This window comes from Streptomyces sp. NPDC048481 (assembly GCF_043200075.1).
GTDB lineage: Bacteria > Actinomycetota > Actinomycetes > Streptomycetales > Streptomycetaceae > Streptomyces.
Genome location: NZ_JBICXC010000002.1, coordinates 179,600 through 200,705 on the forward strand (window position 1 = coordinate 179,600; position 21,106 = coordinate 200,705).

The window sequence follows — 21,106 nt, forward strand, 5'->3', positions numbered from 1 at the left end:
GAGTACGCTTCTCCCGCCCCCGAGCCGCAGCGCGCAGTACCCCCGATGCGCAGCACAAGCTGGCAACGAGCATTCGAGCCCCGGACCCCTGAACGGTCCGGGGCTTCTTGCTGTGCGCCGCGCCTGCGGCGCCGCCCCGCGGGCTACTTCTGCGCGCGCACCGGGATGTCCAGGATCACCTGGGTTCCGCGCTCCGGGGCCGGGACCATGTCGAAGGTCCCGCTCAACTCGCCCTCCACCAGTGTCCGTACGATCTGCAGACCGAGGTTGCCGGAGGTGTGCGGGTCGAAGCCGGCGGGCAGGCCGACGCCGTCGTCCTGGACGGTGACCAGCAGACGGGCCTCCTTGCTGGTGCCGCCGCGGACGGCCGAGACCTCGACCGTCCCGGTCTCGCCCTCGCCGAAGCCGTGCTCCAGGGCGTTCTGGAGGATCTCGGTGAGGACCATCGACAGCGGGGTGGCGACCTCGGCGTCCAGGATGCCGAAGCGCCCGCTGCGCCGGCCGGCGACCTTGCCCGGCGAGATCTCGGCGACCATCGCCAGCACACGGTCGGCGATCTCGTCGAACTCCACGCGCTCGTCCAGGTTCTGGGAGAGCGTCTCGTGCACGATGGCGATCGAGCCGACCCGGCGGACCGCCTCTTCGAGGGCCTCGCGGCCGCGCTCGGACTCGATGCGCCGGGCCTGGAGCCGCAACAGGGCCGCCACCGTCTGGAGGTTGTTCTTCACCCGGTGGTGGATCTCCCGGATGGTCGCGTCCTTGGTGATCAACTCGCGTTCGCGGCGGCGCAGTTCGGTCACGTCGCGCAGCAGCACGAGGGCGCCGATGCGGGTGCCCTTCGGCTTGAGCGGGATCGTGCGGAACTGGATGACCCCGTCGCGGGCCTCGATCTCGAACTCGCGGGGCGCCCAGCCGCTGGCGACCTTGGCGAGCGCCTCGTCCACCGGGCCGCGCGTCGGGGCCAGTTCGGCGGTGGTCAGGCCGAGGTGCTGGCCGACCAGGTCGGAGGCCAGGCCCATGCGGTGGAAGGCGGACAGCGCGTTCGGGGAGGCGTACTGGACGACCCCGTCGGCGTCGACGCGGATCAGGCCGTCGCCGACGCGTGGGGCCGCGTCCATGTCCATCTGCTGGTTGGGGAACGGGAAGGAGCCGGCCGCGATCATCTGCGCGAGGTCGGACGCGCTCTGCAGATAGGTGAGCTCCAGCCGGCTCGGGGTGCGCACGGTGAGCAGGTTGGTGTTGCGGGCGATGACGCCCAGCACCCGGCCGTCGCGCCGGACGGGGATGGACTCGACCCGGACCGGGACCTCCTCGCGCCACTCCGGGTCGCCCTCGCGCACGATCCGGCCCTCGTCCAGGGCGGCGTCCAGCAGGGGGCGGCGGCCGCGGGGCACGAGATGGCCGACCATGTCGTCCTGGTAGGAGGTGGGGCCGGTGTTGGGGCGCATCTGGGCCACGGAGACGTAGCGGGCGCCGTCGCGGGTGGGGACCCACAGGACCAGGTCGGCGAAGGAGAGGTCGGAGAGCAGCTGCCACTCCGAGACCAGCAGATGCAGCCACTCGAGGTCGGAGTCGTCGAGTGCGGTGTGCTGGCGTACGAGTTCGTTCATGGAGGGCACGCCTGCGAGCGTACCTGGGGGTATGCGCGGGGCGGGAAACACCCGCGGGCCGCGGCGCCTGGGAGGGACCCTCAACCCTCCCGGCACCGCAGCCCGGAGCAATATCGGCCGCGGGGTGTGCGGTCCCGTCGGCCGAAGGTGAGGAGCCGGGGCAGTCAGGGCAGAGAGCCCGGATCCTCGGTCCGCCTTCCTGTGCGGGGAAGACGGAGGCTCAGTGTGTCGCCGGCCGCGTCGCCGGCTGTGTCGCTCACCCCCGGCCATTGTGGACTAGACCACTGGGTGTGTCCATGCGACGGGGCTTGTTCGTCGGTGTGGTATTCGGACGTCTCGTCGTCCACAACGCAGCCTAGCCTGTGCGGGTTCCCGCGCGGGGCCACATGGCGGGGGCAATTTTCCGGGGGCGGCCCGCCCATAGGGCCGGCCGGCGGCCTGCCGTACGGATCCCGGACGCCTGTCCGCCTGGGCCGGGACCCCCGATTCTGTTAGATTGAGCCCCGAAGATTGGTCTAAACCACAGACGGTATGAGAACGGCGGGCCAGCGTGGAAGTTGTCATCGTTCCGGACGCCCGGGCGGGCGGCGAACTCATCGCCGAGGCCATGGCGCAGCTCCTGCGGCGCAAGCCGGACGCCCTGCTCGGCGTGGCCACCGGCTCCACCCCGCTGCCCGTCTACCAGGCGCTGACGGACAAGGTGCGCGCCGGCGCGGTGGACACCGGCCGGGCCCGGATCGCCCAGCTCGACGAGTACGTGGGCCTGCCCGCCGATCACCCCGAGTCCTACCGCTCGGTGCTGCGGCGCGAGGTGCTGGAGCCGCTGGGCATCGGCATGGACGCCTTCCTCGGTCCGGACGGCACGGCACAGGACGTGCAGGCCGCCTGCGAGGCCTACGACCGCGCGCTCGCCGCGGCCGGCGGGGTCGACGTCCAGCTGCTCGGGATCGGCACCGACGGGCACATCGGGTTCAACGAGCCCTGCTCGTCCCTCGCCTCGCGCACCCGCATCAAGACGCTGACCGAGCAGACCCGGGTGGACAACGCCCGCTTCTTCGACGGCGACATCGAGCAGGTGCCGCACCACGTCATCACCCAGGGCATCGGGACGATCCTGGAGGCGCGGCACCTGGTGCTGCTGGCCACCGGCGAGGGCAAGGCGGACGCCGTCGCGGCCACCGTGGAGGGACCGGTCGCCGCGGTGTGCCCGGCCTCCGCGCTCCAGCTGCACCCGCACGCGACCGTCGTCGTCGACGAGGCCGCCGCCTCCGAGCTGAAGCTCGCGGACTACTTCCGGCACACGTTCGCCGCCAAGCCGCGGTGGCAGGGCATCTGAGGGCGACCGCCCGCACGACGGCGAAGGCGCCCGGCTCCTGTCAGGAGCCGGGCGCCTTCGCCGTCGTGGCGCTCAGCCGTGCGGACCGGCCGCGATGACCTCCGCCGCCGCGCGCCCGCAGACCCGGGCCGCGCCGTGGGTGGCGATGTGCAGGGCGCCGCGGGGCGGGGCCTGGGGGACGCCCATCTCGACGACGACGGTGTCCGGGCGGGCCGCCAGGAGGACGTCGAGGGCCGCGCCCATCCAGGCGTGCCGGTGCTCGTCGCGGACCACGGCGACGATCCGCCGCTCCCCCGCGGCGGCCAGCGCCGCGGGTCCGGCGTCCGCGCCCGTGAAGCCGCCGGTGCGCGTCCCCGGCAGCAGCCGGACCAGTTCCGGGGCCACGCCCCACGGGGTCTCGTCGCCGACGGCGATGTTGGCGACCGGGGTGAGCGAGGCGACGAAGGGAGGGTCGGCGAGCGGCGTGAAGACCTCGTCGCCGGTGAGCCGCAGGGCACGGCGGGCGGCGATCAGCCCGACGTCGGCGCGTACGCCCGTGCCGTCGGCGGAGGGCGTCCGGCCGGACCGGTCCCGCTCCTCGGCCGCGGGCGCGGCGGGCCGCCCGTCGCCGTTCGCCGTCCAGTGCGCCAGCGCCCGGACGCGCCGCGCCGCGTCCGCGAGGCGTTCCTCGGGCAGTTCGCCCGAGCGGACGGCGCCGACCAGCGCGTCGCGCAGCCGGCGCACGGTGTCGTCGTCCGCGAGGCCGCCGCCCACGCAGATGGCGTCCGCGCCGGCGGCGATCGCGAGGACGCTGCCGCGCTCGATGCCGTAGGTCGCGGCGACCGCCTGCATCTCCATGCCGTCGGTGACGATCAGGCCGTCGTAGCCGAGTTCGTCGCGCAGCAGCGCGGTGAGGATGCGGGGCGACAGGGTCGCCGGGCGGGCCGGGTCCAGGGCCGGGACCAGGATGTGGGCGCTCATCACGGCGCGGGTGCCGGCGGCGATGGCCGCGCGGAACGGGGTCAGCTCGCGCTCGGTCAGGACGGCCGGGGCGGCGTCGATGCGCGGCAGCGCGTGGTGGGAGTCGACGGCCGTGTCGCCGTGGCCGGGGAAGTGCTTGGTGCAGGCCGCCACGCCCGCCGACTGAAGGCCGGTGACGTAGGCGGCGGTGTGCCGGGCGACCAGGTCGGGGTCGGCGCCGAAGGAGCGGACGCCGATGACCGGGTTCGCGGGGTTGGAGTTGACGTCGGCGGAGGGCGCCCAGTTGAGGTTGACGCCGCATGCGGCGAGGCGGCGGCCCAGCTCGGCGGCGACCTCCAGGGTGAGCGAGACGTCGTCCACCGCGCCCAGGGCGTGGTTGCCGGGGAAGCTGGAGCCGGTGCGCACCTCCAGGCGTGTGACGTCTCCGCCCTCCTCGTCGATCGCGACGAGGACGTCGTCCCGCTCGGTGCGCAACTGGGCGGTCAGTGCGGCGAGTTGTTCGGGCGAGGCGATGTTCCTGCCGAACAGTCCCACCGAGGCCAGGCCCTCGCCGAGCCGGCGCAGCAGCCAGTCGGGGGCGGTGGTGCCGGGGAATCCGGGTTGCAGGACCGTCAGGGCGTCGCGGGTGAGCGTGTCGGTGCCGCTGGCGATTGTCGTCATCGGGGGCGTCATCCCTTCACGGCGCCCGCGGTCAGCCCCGCGGCCATCTTGCGCTGGACGATGAGGAACAGGGCGACGATCGGGACGGCCATCATGGTGGCGCCGGCCATCATCGGGGCGTACTCGGTGCCGTGCTTGGTGGAGAAGTTGCTCAGCCAGACCGTCGCGGTCTGGTTCTTCTGGCTGAGCAGCATCAGGGCGTACAGGTACTCGTTCCAGGCCTGGATGAAGCCGTAGACCGAGGTGGCGACCATGCCGGGGGCCAGCAGCGGGAAGACGACGCGGACGAAGGCGCCGGTGCGCGAGCAGCCGTCGACCATCGCGGCCTCCTCCAGCTCCTTGGGGATGTTGACGATGAAGCCGCGCAGGGTCCACACCGTGAAGGGGAGGATGAAGGTCAGGTACGTGATGATCAGGCCGGAGAGCTTGTCGTACTGGTCCAGGTCGTTCAGGAGCAGGAAGACCGGGATGATCATGGCGACGAGCGGGATCATCTGGACGGCCAGGATGCCGACGATGACGATCTTGCGGCCGCGGAACGCGAACCGGGAGATGGCGAGGGCGGCCAGCAGGCCGACGACGACGCCGATCGCGACGACCGCCAGGGAGACGACCAGGCTGCGGCCCACCGGTCCCCAGAAGTCGGCGATGTGCAGCGCGCGGCTGAAGTTGGACCAGGTCAGGGCCGTGGGAAGCAGGCTCGGGTCCGGGTCGATGGCGTCCTTCGCCGGTTTGAACGCCGTGTTGAGCATCCAGTAGACGGGAAAGCCGGCGACGGCGAAGACGAGCAGGCCGAGGAGGTTCCAGCCGGCCTTGGACGTGCGGCGGCGGGCGCCGCGGGTGCGGCCCTTCGCCGGGCCCGTCCCGGAGGCGATGGCGCTCATTCGACCTCTCCGATCTTCAGCATCTGGCGCATGTAGACGGCGACCACCCCGAGCAGCAGCAGCACCGTGATCAGCGCGATGGCCGAGCCCTGGCCGTAGTCGTTGACGACGAAGGCGCGGTCGTAGGAGTACGTCGTCAGCAGCTGGAACTCGGCCTCGGGGTGGCCGTTGCGCATGACGAAGACCTGGGGGAAGACGCCCATGTCCCAGATGACCGACAGGGTCGTGAGCATCACGACGACCGGTTTGAGGATGGGCAGGGTGACGAAGCGGAAGACGCCCCAGGCGCCCGCGCCGTCGAGGCGGGCCGCCTCCTCCAGCTCGGCCGGGACCTGGGTGAGGCCGGCGCTGAGGGTGATCACCACGAAGGGCACCGCGCCCCAGATCACCAGCAGCATGATGACGGCGAGGCCCTGCGGGCCGCTGGCGAACCAGTTGTGGCCGATCAGGTCGACGCCGGGCAGCCGGCTCAGGACCGCGTTGAGGATGCCGTAGTCGGAGTCGAACAGCCACTTGAAGACGGTGGTCGCGACGATGACCGGCATGCCCCAGCTCGCCACGAGCGCGATGTTGACGAGGGTCTTCACCCAGCCGGAGACGCGCTGGAGGAGCAGCGCGATCAGCATGCCGAGGACCATGGTGACGATCACGCAGCCGGCCGCGAAGACGATCGTGCGCAGCACGACCTGCCAGAACTCGCCGTCGCCCAGGACGCCCGCGAAGTTGTCGAACCCGACGGATTCGGCCGGCTGGAAGCCCCACAGCTGGGACTGGCCGAACTTCTGGAAGGACAGGGTGACCAGCCGGGCCAGTGGATAGCCCATCACCAGGGCGAGGACCAGCAGGCAGGGGGCCAGGAGCAGCCAGGGGGTCCCGGTCCCGCCCGGCCCGCGGCCGGCGCGCGGTCTCCTGGCGTCCGGTTCGCCGGCCGGCGGCGGCGGTGGTGACTGCCGCGTCGGCGGCACTTCGGCAGTGGTCGTGTCTGCGGCACTCATCCGCGCGCTCCTCAGCGGTCCCTCGGGTCGTACGGGGAGCAGGGCCCTGCTCGTGGCAGGGCCCTGCCCTCAGGTCACTTGTTGTTGATGACCTTGTCGATCGCGGCGTCGGCGTCCTTCGCGGCGGCCTCGACCGACTTCTTGCCGGTGCCGATGCTCTGGAGCATGGTCTGCAGGACCTGGGCCTTCTCGACCTGGCCCCAGCCGGGGGCCATGGGGACGAACCAGTTGGACTCGGCCGCGGTGGCGGGCACGACCGTCGCGGGGTCGTTCTTGAGGGTCGCGAGGTCGGTCTTGTTGTTGGGCAGGTTGCCCTTGCCCATCAGGCCCTTCTGGCCGGCGGGGCCGGTGAAGGCGTTGATCCACTCGGCGGCGAGGGCCTGCGCGTGGGACTTGACCGGGACGGCGAGGTCGGAACCGCCCAGGAAGACGGGGAGGTTCTTGCCGGACGGGCCGGGCATCACGAAGTTCTCGAGGTTGTCCTTGAGCTTGCCCGTCTTGTCGTTCTTCGGGTCGGCGGAGGTCGCGCCCTCCCAGGCCGCGCCGAAGATCATGCCGGACTTGCCCTGGCCGTAGACGATGTAGCGGTCGGACTCGTCCTTGGTCTTGTCGCCGTGCATGTACTTGTCGACGACCGTCTTGAACTCGTTGAGGCCCTTGAGCGACTCGGGCGAGGAGAGGTTGGCCTTCCACTGGCCGCCCTCCTCCTTGGCGATGGAGCCGCCGGCGTCGTAGACGAAGGACATGGCCGCGTACCAGTCGCGGGTGGGCTGGTACCAGGCGGAGAACTTGCCGCCCTGCTTCTGCTGGACCTTGTCCAGGGCGGCGGTCAGCTCCGCGTACGTCTTGGGCGCGGACTTCACGCCGGCCGCGGCGAAGACGTCCTTGCGCCAGTTGCCCACGCGGCCGCCGGCGTAGTACGGCACGCCGTAGGTCTTGCCGTCGTAGGTGACCGAGGCCTTGAGGCCGTCGAGCCAGGCGGCGGAGTTGTCGAACTTGGCGGTGTCCAGGGGGGCGAACGCGCCCTTGACCATGTAACCGAGCATCTCGGTGTTGCCCATCTCGACGACGTCGGGGGCCTTGTCGGTGGCGAGGACCGCGTCGAGCTTGGCGTTCTTGTCCGGCCAGCCGTAGTACTCGTGGTTGATCTTGACGCCGGGGTGCTTCTTCTGCACGGCGGCGTCGGCGGCCTTGACCAGCTCGGGCCAGTTGTTCTGCGCGTCGACGGTGAGCCAGACGGTCAGCTCCTTGGCGTCCGTGCCCTTCGAGTCCCCGCTGCCACTGTCGTCCCCGCACGCCGCGATGGAGACCATCATGCCCGCGATACCGATCGCGGCTATCAGCTTGCGCTTCACGCCATCCTCCTCAGGGATGCCACACCCCCCGCCCACGGGCCGGGACCTCGATCTGGACCAATGGTGTAGACCAGTGCGCAGAGCTTGGCTCAGGCCAATAAGCCTGTCAAGGGTGGCCGAACCGCCTCCGACCAGCCGTTATGGGACCTACATATGCAGGAACCTTTAAGTAAGAAGCCCTCGAAAACCTGGGCCGCGGAGGGGGCCCGTCCGGTAGACCATTTGCCCTGGTGGACTAGACCAGCAAAGATTGCGACGGTATACAGAGGGATCACGGAACGATGGCGCGCGCGCCGCCGCGTCCGTGCCACGATGTGAGCCGCGGCCGACGGGGTGTCGGCCGTTTCCGCACCCGCAGCCGGGAAGGCAGGCCATGAGCACCGACGTCAGCAGTGCGGAGAACGAGGGTGGGGCGACCGTCCGTACCGCGCGTGTGCCCAAGTACTACCGTCTCAAGAAGCATCTGCTCGACATCACCGAGACGCAGTCGCCCGGCACACCCGTCCCGCCGGAGCGCACCCTGGCCGCCGAGTTCGACACCTCGCGCACCACCGTCCGCCAGGCCCTCCAGGAACTCGTCGTCGAGGGGCGGCTGGAGCGCATCCAGGGCAAGGGCACCTTCGTCGCCAAGCCGAAGGTCTCCCAGGCGCTGCAACTCACCTCGTACACCGAGGACATGCGCGCCCAGGGCCTCGAACCGACCTCGCAGCTGCTGGACGTCGGGTACATCACCGCCGACGACCGTCTCGCCGCGCTGCTCGACATCACGGCCGGCGGCCGGGTGCTGCGCATCGAGCGGCTGCGCATGGCCAACGGCGAGCCCATGGCGATCGAGACGACCCATCTGTCGGCGAAGCGCTTCCCGGCCCTGCGCCGGTCGCTGGCCAAGTACACCTCGCTCTACACCGCCCTGGCCGAGGTCTACGACATCCGTCTCGCCGAGGCCGAGGAGACCATCGAGACCTCGCTGGCCACGCCCCGCGAGGCCGGTCTGCTCGGCACCGACGTGGGCCTGCCCATGCTGATGCTGTCCCGGCATTCACTGGACCGCAAGGGCCTGCCGGTGGAGTGGGTGCGGTCGGTGTACCGGGGCGACCGGTACAAGTTCGTGGCCCGGCTGAAAAGGCCCGCCGAGTAGAGGGTCTGTGGAGGGCCTTCCGCTGCGCTTATCCGTCACTTACATTGCCTGCGCATTACACCTGTGATCAAGGCGATCGGATGAGGGGACGGAGCCGCCGATGTCAGAGACCCCGGAAGTGACCAGGGGGCCGGTGGTGACGCCTGTGCGCGTCGTCATCGCCCTCTGTCTGCTCGCGCCCTTCGCGGCGATGCTGTGGGTGGGTTCGTACGCGAAGGTGGACCCGGCGTTCATCGGGATCCCGTTCTTCTACTGGTACCAGATGCTCTGGGTGCCCCTGTCCGCCGCGCTGACCGTGACGGCGTACAAGCTGTGGCAGCGTGACCAGCGGGGCCGCGCGGCCGCCGCCCCGGCCTCCGCCGGCGCCTCCGGGCAGGCCGGCTCCTCCTCTCCGAAGGGCGGTGCGTCGGAGTGAAGGACGGCGTGAACGGCGTCGCGCTCGCCGTCTTCATCTTCTTCTTCCTGGCCGTCACGGTCATGGGCTTCCTGGCCGCCCGCTGGCGCAAGGCCGAGAACGACAGCCTCGACGAATGGGGCCTGGGCGGACGGTCGTTCGGCACCTGGGTGACCTGGTTCCTGCTCGGCGGGGACCTCTACACGGCGTACACCTTCGTCGCGGTGCCCGCGGCGATCTACGCGGCGGGCGCGGCGGGCTTCTTCGCGGTGCCCTACACGATCCTCGTCTACCCGCTGATCTTCACGTTCCTGCCCCGCCTGTGGTCGGTGTCCCACCGGCACGGCTATGTGACGACCTCGGACTTCGTGCGCGGCCGCTTCGGCTCGAAGGGCCTGTCGCTGGCGGTCGCCGTCACCGGCATCCTGGCGACGATGCCGTACATCGCGCTCCAGCTCGTCGGCATCCAGGCCGTGCTCGACGTGATGGGCGTCGGCGGCGGCGAGAACACCAACTGGTTCGTGAAGGACCTGCCGCTGCTCATCGCCTTCGGCGTGCTGGCGGCCTACACGTACTCCTCGGGTCTGCGGGCCCCCGCGCTGATCGCGTTCGTGAAGGACACCCTGATCTACATCGTCATCGCGGTGGCGATCATCTACATCCCGATCAAGCTCGGCGGGTTCGACGACATCTTCGCCAAGGCCGGCGAGGCGTTCAGCCAGACCAACCCGGCGACGGGCAAGCCGCGCGGCGCGCTCGCCCCGGCGGACCCGGGCCAGTGGACCTACGCGACGCTCGCGCTGGGCTCGGCCCTGGCGCTGTTCATGTACCCGCACTCCATCACCGCGACGCTGTCCTCGCGCAGCCGCGAGGTGATCCGCCGCAACACCACGATCCTGCCGCTGTACTCGCTGATGCTGGGCCTGCTCGCCCTGCTGGGCTTCATGGCGATCGCGGCCGGCGTCAAGGTCACCAACGGGCAGCTGGCGATCCCGCAGCTGTTCGAGGACATGTTCCCGTCCTGGTTCGCCGGTGTGGCGTTCGCGGCGATCGGCATCGGCGCGCTGGTGCCGGCCGCCATCATGTCGATCGCGGCCGCGAACCTCTTCACCCGCAACATCTACAAGGACTTCATCAGGCCGGACGCGACGCCCGCCCAGGAGACCAAGGTCTCCAAGCTGGTCTCGCTGCTGGTGAAGGTGGGCGCGCTGGTCTTCGTCCTCACCATGGACAAGACGGTCGCCATCAACTTCCAGCTGCTGGGCGGGATCTGGATCCTTCAGACCTTCCCGGCCCTGGTCGGCGGCCTGTTCACCCGCTGGTTCCACCGCTGGGCGCTGCTCGCGGGCTGGGCCGTCGGCATGATCTACGGCACCTTCGCCGCGTACGGGGTCGCCTCCCCCACGCAGAAGCACTTCGGCGGCTCCTCCAAGGAGATCCCGGGCATCGGGGAGATCGGCTACATCGGCCTGACGGCGTTCGTCCTCAACGTCCTCGTCGCGGTCGTCCTGACGTTCGTCCTGAAGGCGGCCAAGGCGCCCGACGGGATCGACGAGACGAAGCCGGAGGACTACACCGCGGACGCGGGCGACCCGGGCGTGCAGGTCGAACTGCCGCCGGCCACCGCGGGCACGTCCCACTAGCCGGCCGAGGGCCCTCAGGGGCCGCGTGCCCGGCACGGGCGGGCCGCCGGAGAAATCCGGCGGCCCGCCCGCGTGCGTCTGCGGCACACTGCGCCGCATGGACATACGGATCAGGAAGGCGCTGCCCGCCGAGTACGCCCCCCTCGGCGACCTCACCGCTCAGGCCTATCTCCAGGACGCTCTCCTCGACTACGGCGAGGAGGACCCGTACCTGCCCGTGCTGAAGGACGTCGCCGCGCGGGCGGCCGCCGCCGAGGTGCTGGTGGCCGTGGAGGGCGACCGGCTCCTCGGGGGCGTCACCTTCGTGGCCGGCCCCGGTCCGGTCGCCGACATCGCGCGGCCCGGCGAGGCCGAGATCCGCGCGCTGGCGGTCGCGCACGCGGCGCGCGGCCGGGGAGCCGGGGAGGCGCTCGTGCGGGCCTGTCTCGACCGGGCGCGGGCCACGCCGGGCTGCGCGGCCGTCGTCCTGTCGAGTCAGCGCGCCATGCACACCGCGCACCGGATCTACGAACGCCTCGGCTTCGTCCGCACACCCGAGCGGGACTGGAATCCCGTGCCGGACCTGGACGACCTCACTCTGCTCACCTATCAGTTGACGCTCTGAAACCACCCCGACACAACATCTGGGGGTGGCGTGACGGACGAGCACAAGATGTATGCTCATGCTCGCTGTCGCCGCAGGGGAATCCGGTGCGAATCCGGAACTGTCCCGCAACGGTGTACTCGCGTGCATCCATACCCGTATGCGCACGCCTGTTCAGTCCGAGGTCCTGCCGACAGCGTGCCCGGCCGTCCGGTCCGGGCCCCTGACGTCCGGGCCTCGCGGAGTGGGCCGGTGGACGCGACGCCCCCGCGCGCTCGTGTGCTGCCCCCTGCCCTGCGCAAGGCCCCCTGCCGAGCGAGGGAGAGCCCCACGTGACCATCGCGCCCGCCGAACCGGCCTCAGTCACCGAGCTGAAGACCGACGGTCCCGGGACCGCGTTGCTGCGCACCCTGACCGAGCTGACCGCCGATCTGCCCGACGCCGACCCCGGCCGGGTCGCCGCCGCGGCCCTGCGCGGCCGGTCCGCCCGGGGCGCCGCCGAGATCACCGCGGAGCTGCGCGAGCTGGCCACGGAGGCGGCCGCCGGCCTGATCTCCGAGGACCCCGCGTACTCGAAGCTGGCCGCCCGGCTGCTGACGATCGGCATCGCCGCGGAGGCCGCCTCCCAGGGCGTCACGTCGTTCACCGAGTCGGTCGCCGTCGGCCACCGCGAGGGCCTGATCGCCGACCGCACCGCCGAGTTCGTGCGCGTCCACGCGGCCCGCCTCGACGCGCTGATCGACCCCGCCGCCGACGACCGCTTCGGCTACTTCGGACTGCGCACCCTGCACAGCCGCTACCTGCTGCGGCACCCCCTCACCCGCAAGGTCGTCGAGACGCCCCAGCACTTCCTGCTGCGCGTCGCCGCCGGTCTGGCCGAGGACGACACCGCCCGCGCCCTGGACGAAGTCGCCGCGCTCTACCGGCTGATGAGCCGGCTGGACTACCTGCCGTCCTCCCCCACGCTCTTCAACTCCGGCACCCGCCACCCGCAGATGTCGTCCTGCTACCTCCTCGACTCCCCGCTGGACGAGCTGGACTCCATCTACGACCGCTACCACCAGGTGGCCCGGCTGTCGAAGCACGCAGGCGGCATCGGGCTGTCGTACTCCCGCATCCGCAGCCGGGGTTCGCTGATCCGGGGCACCAACGGGCACTCCAACGGCATCGTGCCGTTCCTGAAGACGCTGGACGCCTCCGTCGCCGCGGTGAACCAGGGCGGCCGGCGCAAGGGCGCGGCCGCCGTCTACCTGGAGACCTGGCACTCCGACATCGAGGAGTTCCTGGAGCTGCGGGACAACACGGGTGAGGACGCCCGTCGTACGCACAACCTGAACCTCGCGCACTGGATCCCGGACGAGTTCATGCGCCGGGTCAACGCCGACCGGCCGTGGTCGCTGTTCTCCCCTGCCGACGTGCCCGAGCTGGTCGACCTGTGGGGCGAGGAGTTCGACGCGGCCTACCGCAAGGCCGAGGCGGACGGCCTGGCCCGGAAGACCATCCCGGCCCGTGACCTGTACGGCCGGATGATGCGGACCCTGGCGCAGACCGGCAACGGCTGGATGACCTTCAAGGACGCGGCCAACCGCACCGCCAACCAGACCGCCGAGCCGGGCCACGTCGTGCACTCCTCCAACCTCTGCACGGAGATCCTGGAGGTCACCGACGACGGCGAGACGGCCGTGTGCAACCTGGGCTCGGTGAACCTGGGCGCGTTCGTCGACACGGCGGCCGGCGACATCGACTGGGAGCGGCTGGACGAGACCGTCCGCACCGCCGTCACCTTCCTCGACCGCGTCGTCGACATCAACTTCTACCCGACCGAGCAGGCGGGCCGCTCCAACGCGCGCTGGCGGCCGGTCGGCCTGGGCGCGATGGGCCTCCAGGACGTCTTCTTCAAGCTGCGGCTGCCCTTCGACTCGCCCGAGGCCAGGGCCCTGTCCACGCGTATCGCCGAGCGCGTGATGCTCGCCGCCTACGAGGCCTCCGCCGGCCTGGCCGAGCGCAACGGCCCCCTTCCCGCCTGGGAGAAGACCCGGACCGCCCGGGGCGTGCTGCACCCCGACCACTACGGCGTCGAGTTCGCCTGGCCCGAGCGCTGGGCGGCGCTGCGCGAGCGGATCGCCGCGACCGGCCTGCGCAACTCGCTGCTGCTGGCCATCGCGCCCACCGCCACCATCGCCTCCATCGCGGGCGTCTACGAGTGCATCGAGCCGCAGGTGTCCAACCTGTTCAAGCGAGAGACGCTGTCCGGCGAGTTCCTCCAGGTCAACTCGTACCTGGTGCAGGAGCTCAAGGAGCTGGGCGTGTGGGACGCGCGCACCCGTGAGGCGCTGCGCGAGGCGAACGGCTCGGTGCAGGGCTTCGCGTGGATCCCGGCCGAGGTGCGCGACCTGTACCGCACGGCGTGGGAGATCCCGCAGCGCGGCCTGATCGACATGGCCGCCGCCCGCACCCCGTTCCTGGACCAGGCCCAGTCCCTGAACCTGTTCCTGGAGACGCCGACCATCGGCAAGCTGTCCTCGATGTACGCGTACGCCTGGAAGTCGGGCCTGAAGACGACGTACTACCTGCGCTCGCGCCCGGCGACCCGCATCGCGCGCGCGGCACAGCAGACCGTCCCCGTACAGCAGACGGCCCCCGTCCAGCAGACGGCCCCGGAAGACGCCGTCGCCTGCTCCCTGGAAAACCCCGAGTCCTGCGAGGCCTGCCAGTAATGACCAGCGAAGCCAAGAACCTGCTCGACCCGGGCTTCGAGCTGACGCTGCGCCCGATGCGCTACCCCGACTTCTACGAGCGCTACCGGGACGCCATCAAGAACACCTGGACCGTCGAGGAGGTCGACCTCCACTCGGACGTCGCGGACCTCGCGAAGCTGTCCGAGGGCGAGCAGCACATGATCGGCCGGCTGGTCGCGTTCTTCGCGACGGGCGACTCGATCGTGGCGAACAACCTCGTGCTGACGCTGTACAAGCACATCAACTCCCCCGAGGCGCGCCTGTACCTGTCCAGGCAGCTGTTCGAGGAGGCCGTGCACGTCCAGTTCTATCTGACGCTGCTGGACACCTACCTGCCCGATCCGCAGGACCGGGCGGCCGCCTTCGACGCGGTGGAGAACATCCCGTCCATCCGCGAGAAGGCCGAGTTCTGCTTCAAGTGGATCAACGAGGTCGAGAAGCTGGAGCGGCTGGAGTCCCAGGCCGACCGCCGCCGCTTCCTGCTCAACCTGATCTGCTTCGCCGCGTGCATCGAGGGCCTGTTCTTCTACGGGGCCTTCGCGTACGTCTACTGGTTCCGCAGCCGCGGTCTGCTGCACGGCCTGGCGACCGGCACCAACTGGGTCTTCCGCGACGAGACGATGCACATGAGCTTCGCCTTCGAGGTGGTCGACACCGTGCGCAAGGAGGAGCCGGAGCTCTTCGACGACCGGCTCCAGGAGCAGGTCGTCGACATGCTCCGGGAGGCCGTCGAGGCCGAGCTGCAGTTCGCGCGCGATCTGTGCGGCGAGGGCCTGCCCGGCATGAACACCGACTCCATGCGGCAGTACCTGGAGTGCGTGGCCGACCAGCGTCTGACGCGGCTCGGCTTCGCCCCGGTGTACGGCTCGGAGAACCCGTTCTCCTTCATGGAGTTGCAGGGCGTTCAGGAGCTGACCAACTTCTTCGAGCGCCGTCCGTCGGCGTACCAGGTCGCGGTGGAGGGCACCGTCGACCTGGACGAGGACTTCTGAGGCCGGACCGCGGAAGGAGCGGACCCCTCGGTCCCCGCGGACCGCTCGGGCCCGGATCCCTCGGTCCGCGCGGTCCGCGCCGCCTCGATCCGACGGTCGATCCGGCGCTCGTGGCGAATTCCCATGAGCGCCGGACCCGCGAGGAGGAGGGCGACGGCCAGGACGGTGAGGTACTCACTGAGTGCGTTCATGAGGTAAGCGTCGTACGCGCCGGACACTCCTGACAGTGGCAGGACTGCCGCACACCTTCAAATTACTGCCACTTCGGGTGCACACTGGCGGCATGCTGAACAACGTCGCCGCGATTCTCCTGGACGGTGTGCACCCCTTCGAACTCGGCGTCGTCTGCGAGGTCTTCGGGATCGACCGCAGCGACGAGGGGCTGCCGGTCTACGACTTCGCCGTCGCCTCGGCGGAAGGGCCGACCCTGAGCACCCACGCCGGGTTCACCATGAACACCCGGCACGGCCTGGAGCGGCTGGAGAGCGCCGACCTGATCGCCGTGCCCGCCGGGGACACGTACGCCGGCCGGGAGTTCCCGCCGGAGCTGCTCGACGCCCTGCGCCGGGCCGTGGAGCGAGGCACGCGCGTGCTCAGCGTCTGCTCCGGCGCGTTCGTGCTGGCCGCGGCGGGCCTGCTGGACGGGCGGCGCTGCGCGGTGCACTGGCGGCACGCCGAGCAGCTGGCCCGGCAGTACCCGCGCACGCGCGTCGAGCCGGACGTGCTCTACGTCGACGAGGACCCGGTGATCACCTCGGCCGGGACGGCCGCGGGCATCGACGCCTGTCTGCACATCGTCCGCAAGGAGCAGGGCCCGGAGATCGCCAACCGGATCGCCCGGCGGATGGTGGTGCCGCCGCACCGGGACGGCGGCCAGGCCCAGTACATCGAGCGGCCGTTGCCGCGCTCGCGGTGCGACACCGTCGGCGAGGTCCTGGCCTGGATGGAGCAGCACCTCGACCAGGAGGTCACCGTCGAGAAGCTCGCCGACCGCGCCCACATGTCCCCGCGCACCTTCGCCCGGCGCTTCCAGCAGGAGACGGGCACCACCCCTTACCGGTGGCTGCTGCGCCAGCGGGTGCTGCTGGCCCAGCACCTGCTGGAGGCGACGGACGAGACCGTGGACGCGATCGCCTGGCGTGCCGGGTTCGGCACGGCGGGCGCGCTGCGCCACCAGTTCGTGCAGGCGCTGGGGACGACCCCAAACGCCTACCGCCGCACGTTCCGCGGTCCGCAGGCCGTGGCCTGAGCCGCGGCCCTCACCCCGGTATCGCCCGCAGCAGCAGCCGGCGAGGCCGCAGCGTGATGCCGATGTGCGTCCGGTTGTCGGAGCCGGGCGCCGGCTCGAAGCGGAACGCGTTCGCCACCACCGCCGTGATCAGCGTCAGCTCGGCCATCGAGAAGTGGTCGCTGGGGCACTTGCGATTGCCGACGCCGAACGGCGTCATGGCGTATTTCGGCACGTTCGCGGACCGGCCGGGCAGCCAGCGGTCGGGATCGAACTCGGTGTGCCGCTCGTAGGACCGCGGGTCGCGCTGAACCGCGTACGGGCTGTAGACGATGTCGGCTCCGGCGGGAATGCGGTATCCGCCGAGCTGCGTGTCGGTCACCGCGCGCCGGGTCAATATCCATACGGCGGGATACAGCCGCATGGTCTCGACGACGACATTGGCGGTGTGCTGGAGCTTTCGGACGTCGGCGAATGCGACCGGCCGGTCTCCGACAACGTTTTTCACCTCTTCACGGATCTTGTCCACTTGATCCGGGTGCTCGGTGAGCACATGGAGCAACGACATGACCACGGAACCGGCGGTTTCGCTGCCCGGGGTGAGTATCGCGACGACCTGGTCGTGGATCTCCTGTTCCCCGATGGGGTCGCCATTCTCGTCCTTCGCCTCCAGCAAAGCCGTCAGCAAATCGTTCGGTTTTTGACCGGATGCCCTGCGGTCGGCGACGATCTCGTCGACCAGCCGATGCAGATCGGCCAGCGCGCGGTTGAATTCGCGGTTGGCCGGAACCGGCACCCGGTAAAGCGGTCCGAGCGGCACGACCATGCGCTGGTACATGCCGGCGAACAGCGTGGCCAGTGCGGAGGTGATGCGCTCGGACCGGGCGTCCATGTAGCTGCCGCGCATCAGGCAGCGGGCCGAGATGCGCACCGACACCCGGAAGGCCTCCGCGGTGACGTCGAGGACCTCGCCCCTCGACCAGCGTGCGACGAGCGCGTGGGCCTCCTCCTCCATGATCGGCCCGTAGCCGGGGATCGCGTCGAGCCGGAACGCGGGCTGCATCGTGCGCCGCTGGCGGCGGTGGAGCGGCCCGTTGGCCGTGGCCACGCCCTCCTTGCCGAGCAGGCTCTCCAGGGACTCCCACAGGGGCCCGGAGATGATGTAGTCCGGGCTGAGCGCGAGGGCCCCGGTGAGTTCCGGCGAGGTGACGGCGTACACCGTCTTGGGGCCGAGCCTGAGGCGCACGACGTCGCCGTGGTCGCGCAGCCGGGTCAGGAAGGCCAGCGGGTCACGGGCGAGTTTCCAGCCGTGCCCGAGGAGCGGGACCCCGCCACCGGCCACCGGTGGCTCACTCGGTTCCCCGGTCCCGGGGGTCACGGGTTTCACCGACTCGACGGTCATTTCTCACCTGCCGCTTCGTTGTTGACGTACGGGGGCGTGGACCGGTCGTCCCAGCTGTCGACCATGTAACGGCCGGACTCGTGGTGGAACCAGTAGACGGAACTGAACCAGTTGCGCATATTTCCGAGGCAGGCCCTGACGGCGGCGGCGAGTTTCCTTCCGCGCACTGTTCCGTCGTCGAGCCGGTCGGCGAGAAGCAGGACGTCCTTCTCCACGACCATGAATTCCGCTATGCAGGCGTCGATGCGTCCGCGCAGATCTTCCACGGCCTGTTCCAGAGTCATTCCCTCATGAGTGATGAGGGAGATTCCGAGATTGTGCACCTCGTCGCCCGCGAGTTCCTTTGGCAATGAGCACAGGTCGTTGTACCAGGCGGCGAATTCCTGGCTCAGCAGGGCCGCCCGCCGATAGGCCGGGTGTTTGCGCACCGGGGCCGGGAGTTCGCACCCCGCACTCGGTTCGAGGAGATCGGTCCAGATCCAGTGCGCGAAGGTGAGCCGCCGCAGCGCGAGATATTCCTCGACTCCGGGCACCCTTCCTTCGACCCGGTTGTGGAATTCCCGGTCGTACGCCTCGATCACCGTGTGGAAGTGACGGGCGAAGCGCGCGTTCCAGGTGTCGGGAAGGAAGGAGTACAGCCGGGCCACGCCGTCCGCGAGTCCGGCCACCAGCGGGTCCGGATGGCGCAGATGGGACCCCGGTGAGTCCAGTGCCGCGTGCAAGCGGAACCTGAGTCGCCGCCAGGACGAGGCGCGGCCGTGCACGACGTCACGGTCGTGCCGGTCGTCCCAGACGAAGAACCACGCGCTGTAGTCCGCGATGGCCTGCAACACCTCGTCGGGTGCGCCGAGGTAGTAGCCCGCCATCAAGTCCGTATAGCACAGACCGTCGGCATATTCGGCGACCTTGTCCGCCGGCATCAACTGCTTTTCCAGCAGCCAGGAGCGGGTCCTCTCCTGCAACCGGGGCCAATACGGATGCAGTTGCCGGGGAAACGCCGCCTCGATGACCGGAAGAGAGAGCGAAGGTGGCACCGCGGGCGCGGTCACCGTCGCAGTGGTGCTGTATGTGGTGCTGTATGGGAAAGCTGGCACGAACAACCCCTCTCAGCCGCCAGTGGGCGCACACCCCTCCCGCCGTGCCGGGCGTGCGCCGTTGCGTATCCCCGCACTTCCCATTCAGCACTACAACTGACCGTTCTGGGAACGGATTTGCTTCATTCACTACCCCAAGATGCTGAGAATCCGCCCCCAGGTGACTGGTTATGGATCAGCAGATGTGCGGTAGATGCGCGTAAACGATCGAACGTCCTACGGACACACGAACGACGCCTGGCCGGGAGGCATCCCGGCCAGGCGTCGTGTGAAGGCGGACCGAACTCAGTCGTTGGCCACCACGGGGTAGCGGGGCTCGTTCTCGGCCATCTGCCGCAGGGCGTCCTTGCGCTCCCGCTTGGACAGCCGGTCGATGTACAGGTACCCGTACAGATGGTCCGTCTCGTGCTGCAAACACCGTGCGAAGTACCCGGTGCCGCGCACCTTGATCGGGTTGCCGTACTCGTCCTGCCCGGTGACCTCGGCGTAGTCGGGGCGGGCGAGCGGCGCGTACGCCGTCGGCACCGACAGACAGCCCTCGTTGCTGTCGTCCAGCCGCCGCCGGTCGGCGGGCAGTTCCACGAGCCTGGGGTTGCAGACGACGCCGGTGTGCCGCACGCCCTCGTCGTCGGGGCAGTCGTAGACGAAGACCTTCAGGCCGACGCCGATCTGGTTGGCGGCCAGGCCCACGCCCTCGGCGGTGTGCTGCGAGGCGAACATGTCCGCGACCAGCTTGCGCAGCTCCTCGTCGAACGCGGTGACGTCGGCGCACTCCTTGTGCAGCACCGGGTTGCCGACGACGGTGATCGGCCGCGAGGTGCCGGCCTCACGCCAGGCCAGCTCGCGCTCCTGCGCCTTCTCGGTGTCGATGACGAAGCCCTCGTCGTCCACGGGGAGCACGCCCGCGTGCTGCTGATCGGTGTCCTGCTGGGCCATGACCGACGATGCCTTCCTCGAACAGACAGGGGGTGGATGCTCGATACAGGGTACGGGCAGCGCACCCCGTGAAGGCGCGGGCCGTGGTCGGCCGGGACCCCTTCGAGGAGGGTCAGCACACCTCTTCGAGGTCCCGCCAGTCCCTCGAATCGGGGCTGTCGGCGACCCACCCGTCCAGCAGGCCCCGCACCAGCGAGGCCGGCGCGGCCACCCCGCACTCCCGCTCGGGGACCCACAGCTGCCCGTCGGTGCGGTGGCCGAGCGGGCCCGGATGCCCCGGCTCGCTGTGGTCGTGCGGATCCAGGTGCTCGCCGTCGCCCTCGTCGGAGGGCATCCGCGACTCCGAGCACATCCGGCACAGCAGCCGCACCGACGACGACCAGTCCTCGGCCGCGAATCCGGCGTCGGCGGCCAGCTGTTCCAGCGCGTCCCGGTCGGACTCGGTCGCCGCCTCCAGCAGGACCACCCAGGTCGGCACCGGGGACGGGGCCCACAGCTCGATCTCGTCGAAGACCGGGTAGGAGTGGCCGGTCGAGGTGGTGCGCTCGCCGTGGGGCACCCCGTCGTGCAGCACGACCTCGCCCCAGCGCCGCCCGGAGGACGGCAGCGGGATCGACAGCACCTCGATGCGGGCCGGGTCGAGACGCCGGCCCCACACGACCTCTGCCTCGCCCTCCGGCGACAGCCGCACGGCCGCGCTGCCCAGCTCCATCCCGAGGGGCTCGCCCGCGCCGGTGGCCTCGCCGGGCACGTGCAGCCCGTACGCCTGCCAGGCGCGGCGGGCCAGTGGCCAGTCCTGCAACGCGGTGGCGGCGATGCCGACGTTCCACCAGTCGGGGGCCCCGGCCCCGCGGTCGAGCAGCGCGACGGCCCGCAGACCCGCCGTGCGGGCCTGCTCCCAGTCGTGCCGGAACTTGTGCAGCAGGGCGAGGTTGAACCAGGACTCCGACAGCCAGGGCTCCAGGTCGGCGGCACGTGTCAGCAGCGCGCCCGCGTCCTCGTACCGCCCGTCGCCGATCAGCGTGAACGCGCGGTCGGTGGCCTGCCGCCAGGAGGCGGAGGGCCGGTGCCGTCCCTTGCCGAAGATCCTCACGATTCCCGCCTGCCAGTTCCGTTCTGTGGGCTGGCCAGTGCCCCCGGACACTCTCTCCCTCGCAT

At 70.5% G+C, this 21,106-nt stretch carries 17 protein-coding genes and 1 riboswitch; of the genes, 8 read left to right on the plus strand and 9 right to left on the minus strand.

Features of this window, described 5'->3' with window-relative positions; all coding sequences use genetic code 11:
* Positions 1-143: 143 nt before the first annotated feature.
* A complete protein-coding gene (locus ACGFSH_RS07095) occupies positions 144-1,619 on the minus strand; it encodes a sensor histidine kinase (protein WP_393345785.1) in 1,476 nt (491 codons plus the stop codon).
* A 541-nt stretch (positions 1,620-2,160) separates the two neighbouring features.
* On the opposite strand from ACGFSH_RS07095, the gene nagB reads away from it, so the two are divergent.
* On the plus strand, positions 2,161-2,946 hold the full coding sequence (gene nagB / locus ACGFSH_RS07100) for a glucosamine-6-phosphate deaminase (protein ID WP_393345787.1): 786 nt from the start codon (positions 2,161-2,163) through the stop codon (positions 2,944-2,946).
* A 72-nt stretch (positions 2,947-3,018) separates the two neighbouring features.
* Here nagB and ACGFSH_RS07105 read toward each other — a convergent pair whose 3' ends face one another.
* The 4 genes from ACGFSH_RS07105 to ACGFSH_RS07120 all read right to left on the minus strand — a co-directional run bounded on the left by ACGFSH_RS07105 (position 3,019) and on the right by ACGFSH_RS07120 (position 7,800).
* Positions 3,019-4,566 carry a glycoside hydrolase family 3 protein gene (locus ACGFSH_RS07105; protein WP_393345789.1) on the minus strand — a complete coding sequence of 516 codons (1,548 nt, stop codon included), beginning with the start codon at positions 4,564-4,566 and terminating at the stop codon, positions 3,019-3,021.
* An 8-nt stretch (positions 4,567-4,574) separates the two neighbouring features.
* Positions 4,575-5,450 carry a carbohydrate ABC transporter permease gene (locus ACGFSH_RS07110; protein WP_393345791.1) on the minus strand — a complete coding sequence of 292 codons (876 nt, stop codon included), beginning with the start codon at positions 5,448-5,450 and terminating at the stop codon, positions 4,575-4,577.
* Positions 5,447-6,445: a carbohydrate ABC transporter permease gene (locus tag ACGFSH_RS07115; protein WP_393345793.1), complete on the minus strand. Its 999-nt coding sequence runs from the start codon at positions 6,443-6,445 to the stop codon at positions 5,447-5,449. Before ACGFSH_RS07115 ends, ACGFSH_RS07110 begins: the two co-directional genes overlap by 4 nt.
* Positions 6,446-6,519: 74 nt before the next feature.
* A complete protein-coding gene (locus ACGFSH_RS07120; protein ID WP_393345795.1) occupies positions 6,520-7,800 on the minus strand; it encodes an extracellular solute-binding protein in 1,281 nt (426 codons plus the stop codon).
* Positions 7,801-8,173: 373 nt separating this feature from the next.
* Here ACGFSH_RS07120 and ACGFSH_RS07125 point away from each other — a divergent pair, with 373 nt between their 5' ends.
* The 7 genes from ACGFSH_RS07125 (at position 8,174) to ACGFSH_RS07155 (ending at position 16,537) form a co-directional block, all read left to right on the plus strand.
* On the plus strand, positions 8,174-8,938 hold the full coding sequence (locus tag ACGFSH_RS07125; RefSeq protein ID WP_393345797.1) for a GntR family transcriptional regulator: 765 nt from the start codon (positions 8,174-8,176) through the stop codon (positions 8,936-8,938).
* A gap of 100 nt (positions 8,939-9,038) precedes the next feature.
* On the plus strand, positions 9,039-9,353 hold the full coding sequence (locus ACGFSH_RS07130) for a DUF3311 domain-containing protein (RefSeq protein WP_329413452.1): 315 nt from the start codon (positions 9,039-9,041) through the stop codon (positions 9,351-9,353).
* Positions 9,350-10,975 (plus strand): monocarboxylate uptake permease MctP, encoded by a 1,626-nt coding sequence (gene mctP / locus ACGFSH_RS07135; protein ID WP_393345799.1) that lies wholly within the window; start codon positions 9,350-9,352, stop codon positions 10,973-10,975. The genes ACGFSH_RS07130 and mctP overlap by 4 nt, the downstream gene beginning before the upstream one ends.
* Positions 10,976-11,072: 97 nt before the next feature.
* Positions 11,073-11,579, plus strand: coding sequence for a GNAT family N-acetyltransferase (locus ACGFSH_RS07140; protein ID WP_393345801.1), 507 nt, complete (start codon positions 11,073-11,075; stop codon positions 11,577-11,579).
* A 77-nt stretch (positions 11,580-11,656) separates the two neighbouring features.
* Positions 11,657-11,746, plus strand: a riboswitch (cobalamin riboswitch).
* Positions 11,747-11,890: 144 nt separating this feature from the next.
* Positions 11,891-14,275, plus strand: coding sequence for a ribonucleoside-diphosphate reductase subunit alpha (locus ACGFSH_RS07145; protein ID WP_393345803.1), 2,385 nt, complete (start codon positions 11,891-11,893; stop codon positions 14,273-14,275).
* On the plus strand, positions 14,275-15,288 hold the full coding sequence (locus ACGFSH_RS07150) for a ribonucleotide-diphosphate reductase subunit beta (protein WP_393345804.1): 1,014 nt from the start codon (positions 14,275-14,277) through the stop codon (positions 15,286-15,288). The genes ACGFSH_RS07145 and ACGFSH_RS07150 overlap by 1 nt, the downstream gene beginning before the upstream one ends.
* Positions 15,289-15,571: 283 nt before the next feature.
* A complete protein-coding gene (locus ACGFSH_RS07155) occupies positions 15,572-16,537 on the plus strand; it encodes a GlxA family transcriptional regulator (RefSeq protein WP_393345806.1) in 966 nt (321 codons plus the stop codon).
* Positions 16,538-16,547: 10 nt separating this feature from the next.
* Here the strand turns inward: ACGFSH_RS07155 and ACGFSH_RS07160 are convergent, their stop codons facing one another.
* From ACGFSH_RS07160 to ACGFSH_RS07175, 4 genes are all read right to left on the minus strand, one after another.
* On the minus strand, positions 16,548-17,918 hold the full coding sequence (locus ACGFSH_RS07160; protein ID WP_393345808.1) for a cytochrome P450: 1,371 nt from the start codon (positions 17,916-17,918) through the stop codon (positions 16,548-16,550).
* Entirely contained in the window at positions 17,915-18,967 is a 1,053-nt protein-coding gene (gene cyc1, locus ACGFSH_RS07165; RefSeq protein WP_393345810.1) for an epi-isozizaene synthase, read from the minus strand. The genes ACGFSH_RS07160 and cyc1 overlap by 4 nt, the downstream gene beginning before the upstream one ends.
* A gap of 330 nt (positions 18,968-19,297) precedes the next feature.
* Positions 19,298-19,948: a peptide deformylase gene (def, locus tag ACGFSH_RS07170; RefSeq protein ID WP_393345812.1), complete on the minus strand. Its 651-nt coding sequence runs from the start codon at positions 19,946-19,948 to the stop codon at positions 19,298-19,300.
* Positions 19,949-20,060: 112 nt separating this feature from the next.
* Positions 20,061-21,041: a hypothetical protein gene (locus tag ACGFSH_RS07175; protein ID WP_069771692.1), complete on the minus strand. Its 981-nt coding sequence runs from the start codon at positions 21,039-21,041 to the stop codon at positions 20,061-20,063.
* Between the last annotated feature and the right edge of the window lie 65 nt (positions 21,042-21,106).

Bases quoted from the DNA above. Each gene is read 5' to 3' on its own strand.
- ACGFSH_RS07105 (WP_393345789.1), bottom strand. From the start codon at position 4,566: ATGACGACAATCGCCAGCGGCACCGACACGCTCACCCGCGACGCCCTG.
- ACGFSH_RS07110 (WP_393345791.1), bottom strand. From the start codon at position 5,450: ATGAGCGCCATCGCCTCCGGGACGGGCCCGGCGAAGGGCCGCACCCGC.
- ACGFSH_RS07115 (WP_393345793.1), bottom strand. From the start codon at position 6,445: ATGAGTGCCGCAGACACGACCACTGCCGAAGTGCCGCCGACGCGGCAG.
- ACGFSH_RS07125 (WP_393345797.1), top strand. From the start codon at position 8,174: ATGAGCACCGACGTCAGCAGTGCGGAGAACGAGGGTGGGGCGACCGTC.
- ACGFSH_RS07130 (WP_329413452.1), top strand. From the start codon at position 9,039: ATGTCAGAGACCCCGGAAGTGACCAGGGGGCCGGTGGTGACGCCTGTG.
- ACGFSH_RS07140 (WP_393345801.1), top strand. From the start codon at position 11,073: ATGGACATACGGATCAGGAAGGCGCTGCCCGCCGAGTACGCCCCCCTC.
- ACGFSH_RS07150 (WP_393345804.1), top strand. From the start codon at position 14,275: ATGACCAGCGAAGCCAAGAACCTGCTCGACCCGGGCTTCGAGCTGACG.
- ACGFSH_RS07155 (WP_393345806.1), top strand. From the start codon at position 15,572: ATGCTGAACAACGTCGCCGCGATTCTCCTGGACGGTGTGCACCCCTTC.
- ACGFSH_RS07160 (WP_393345808.1), bottom strand. From the start codon at position 17,918: ATGACCGTCGAGTCGGTGAAACCCGTGACCCCCGGGACCGGGGAACCG.
- def (WP_393345812.1), bottom strand. From the start codon at position 19,948: ATGGCCCAGCAGGACACCGATCAGCAGCACGCGGGCGTGCTCCCCGTG.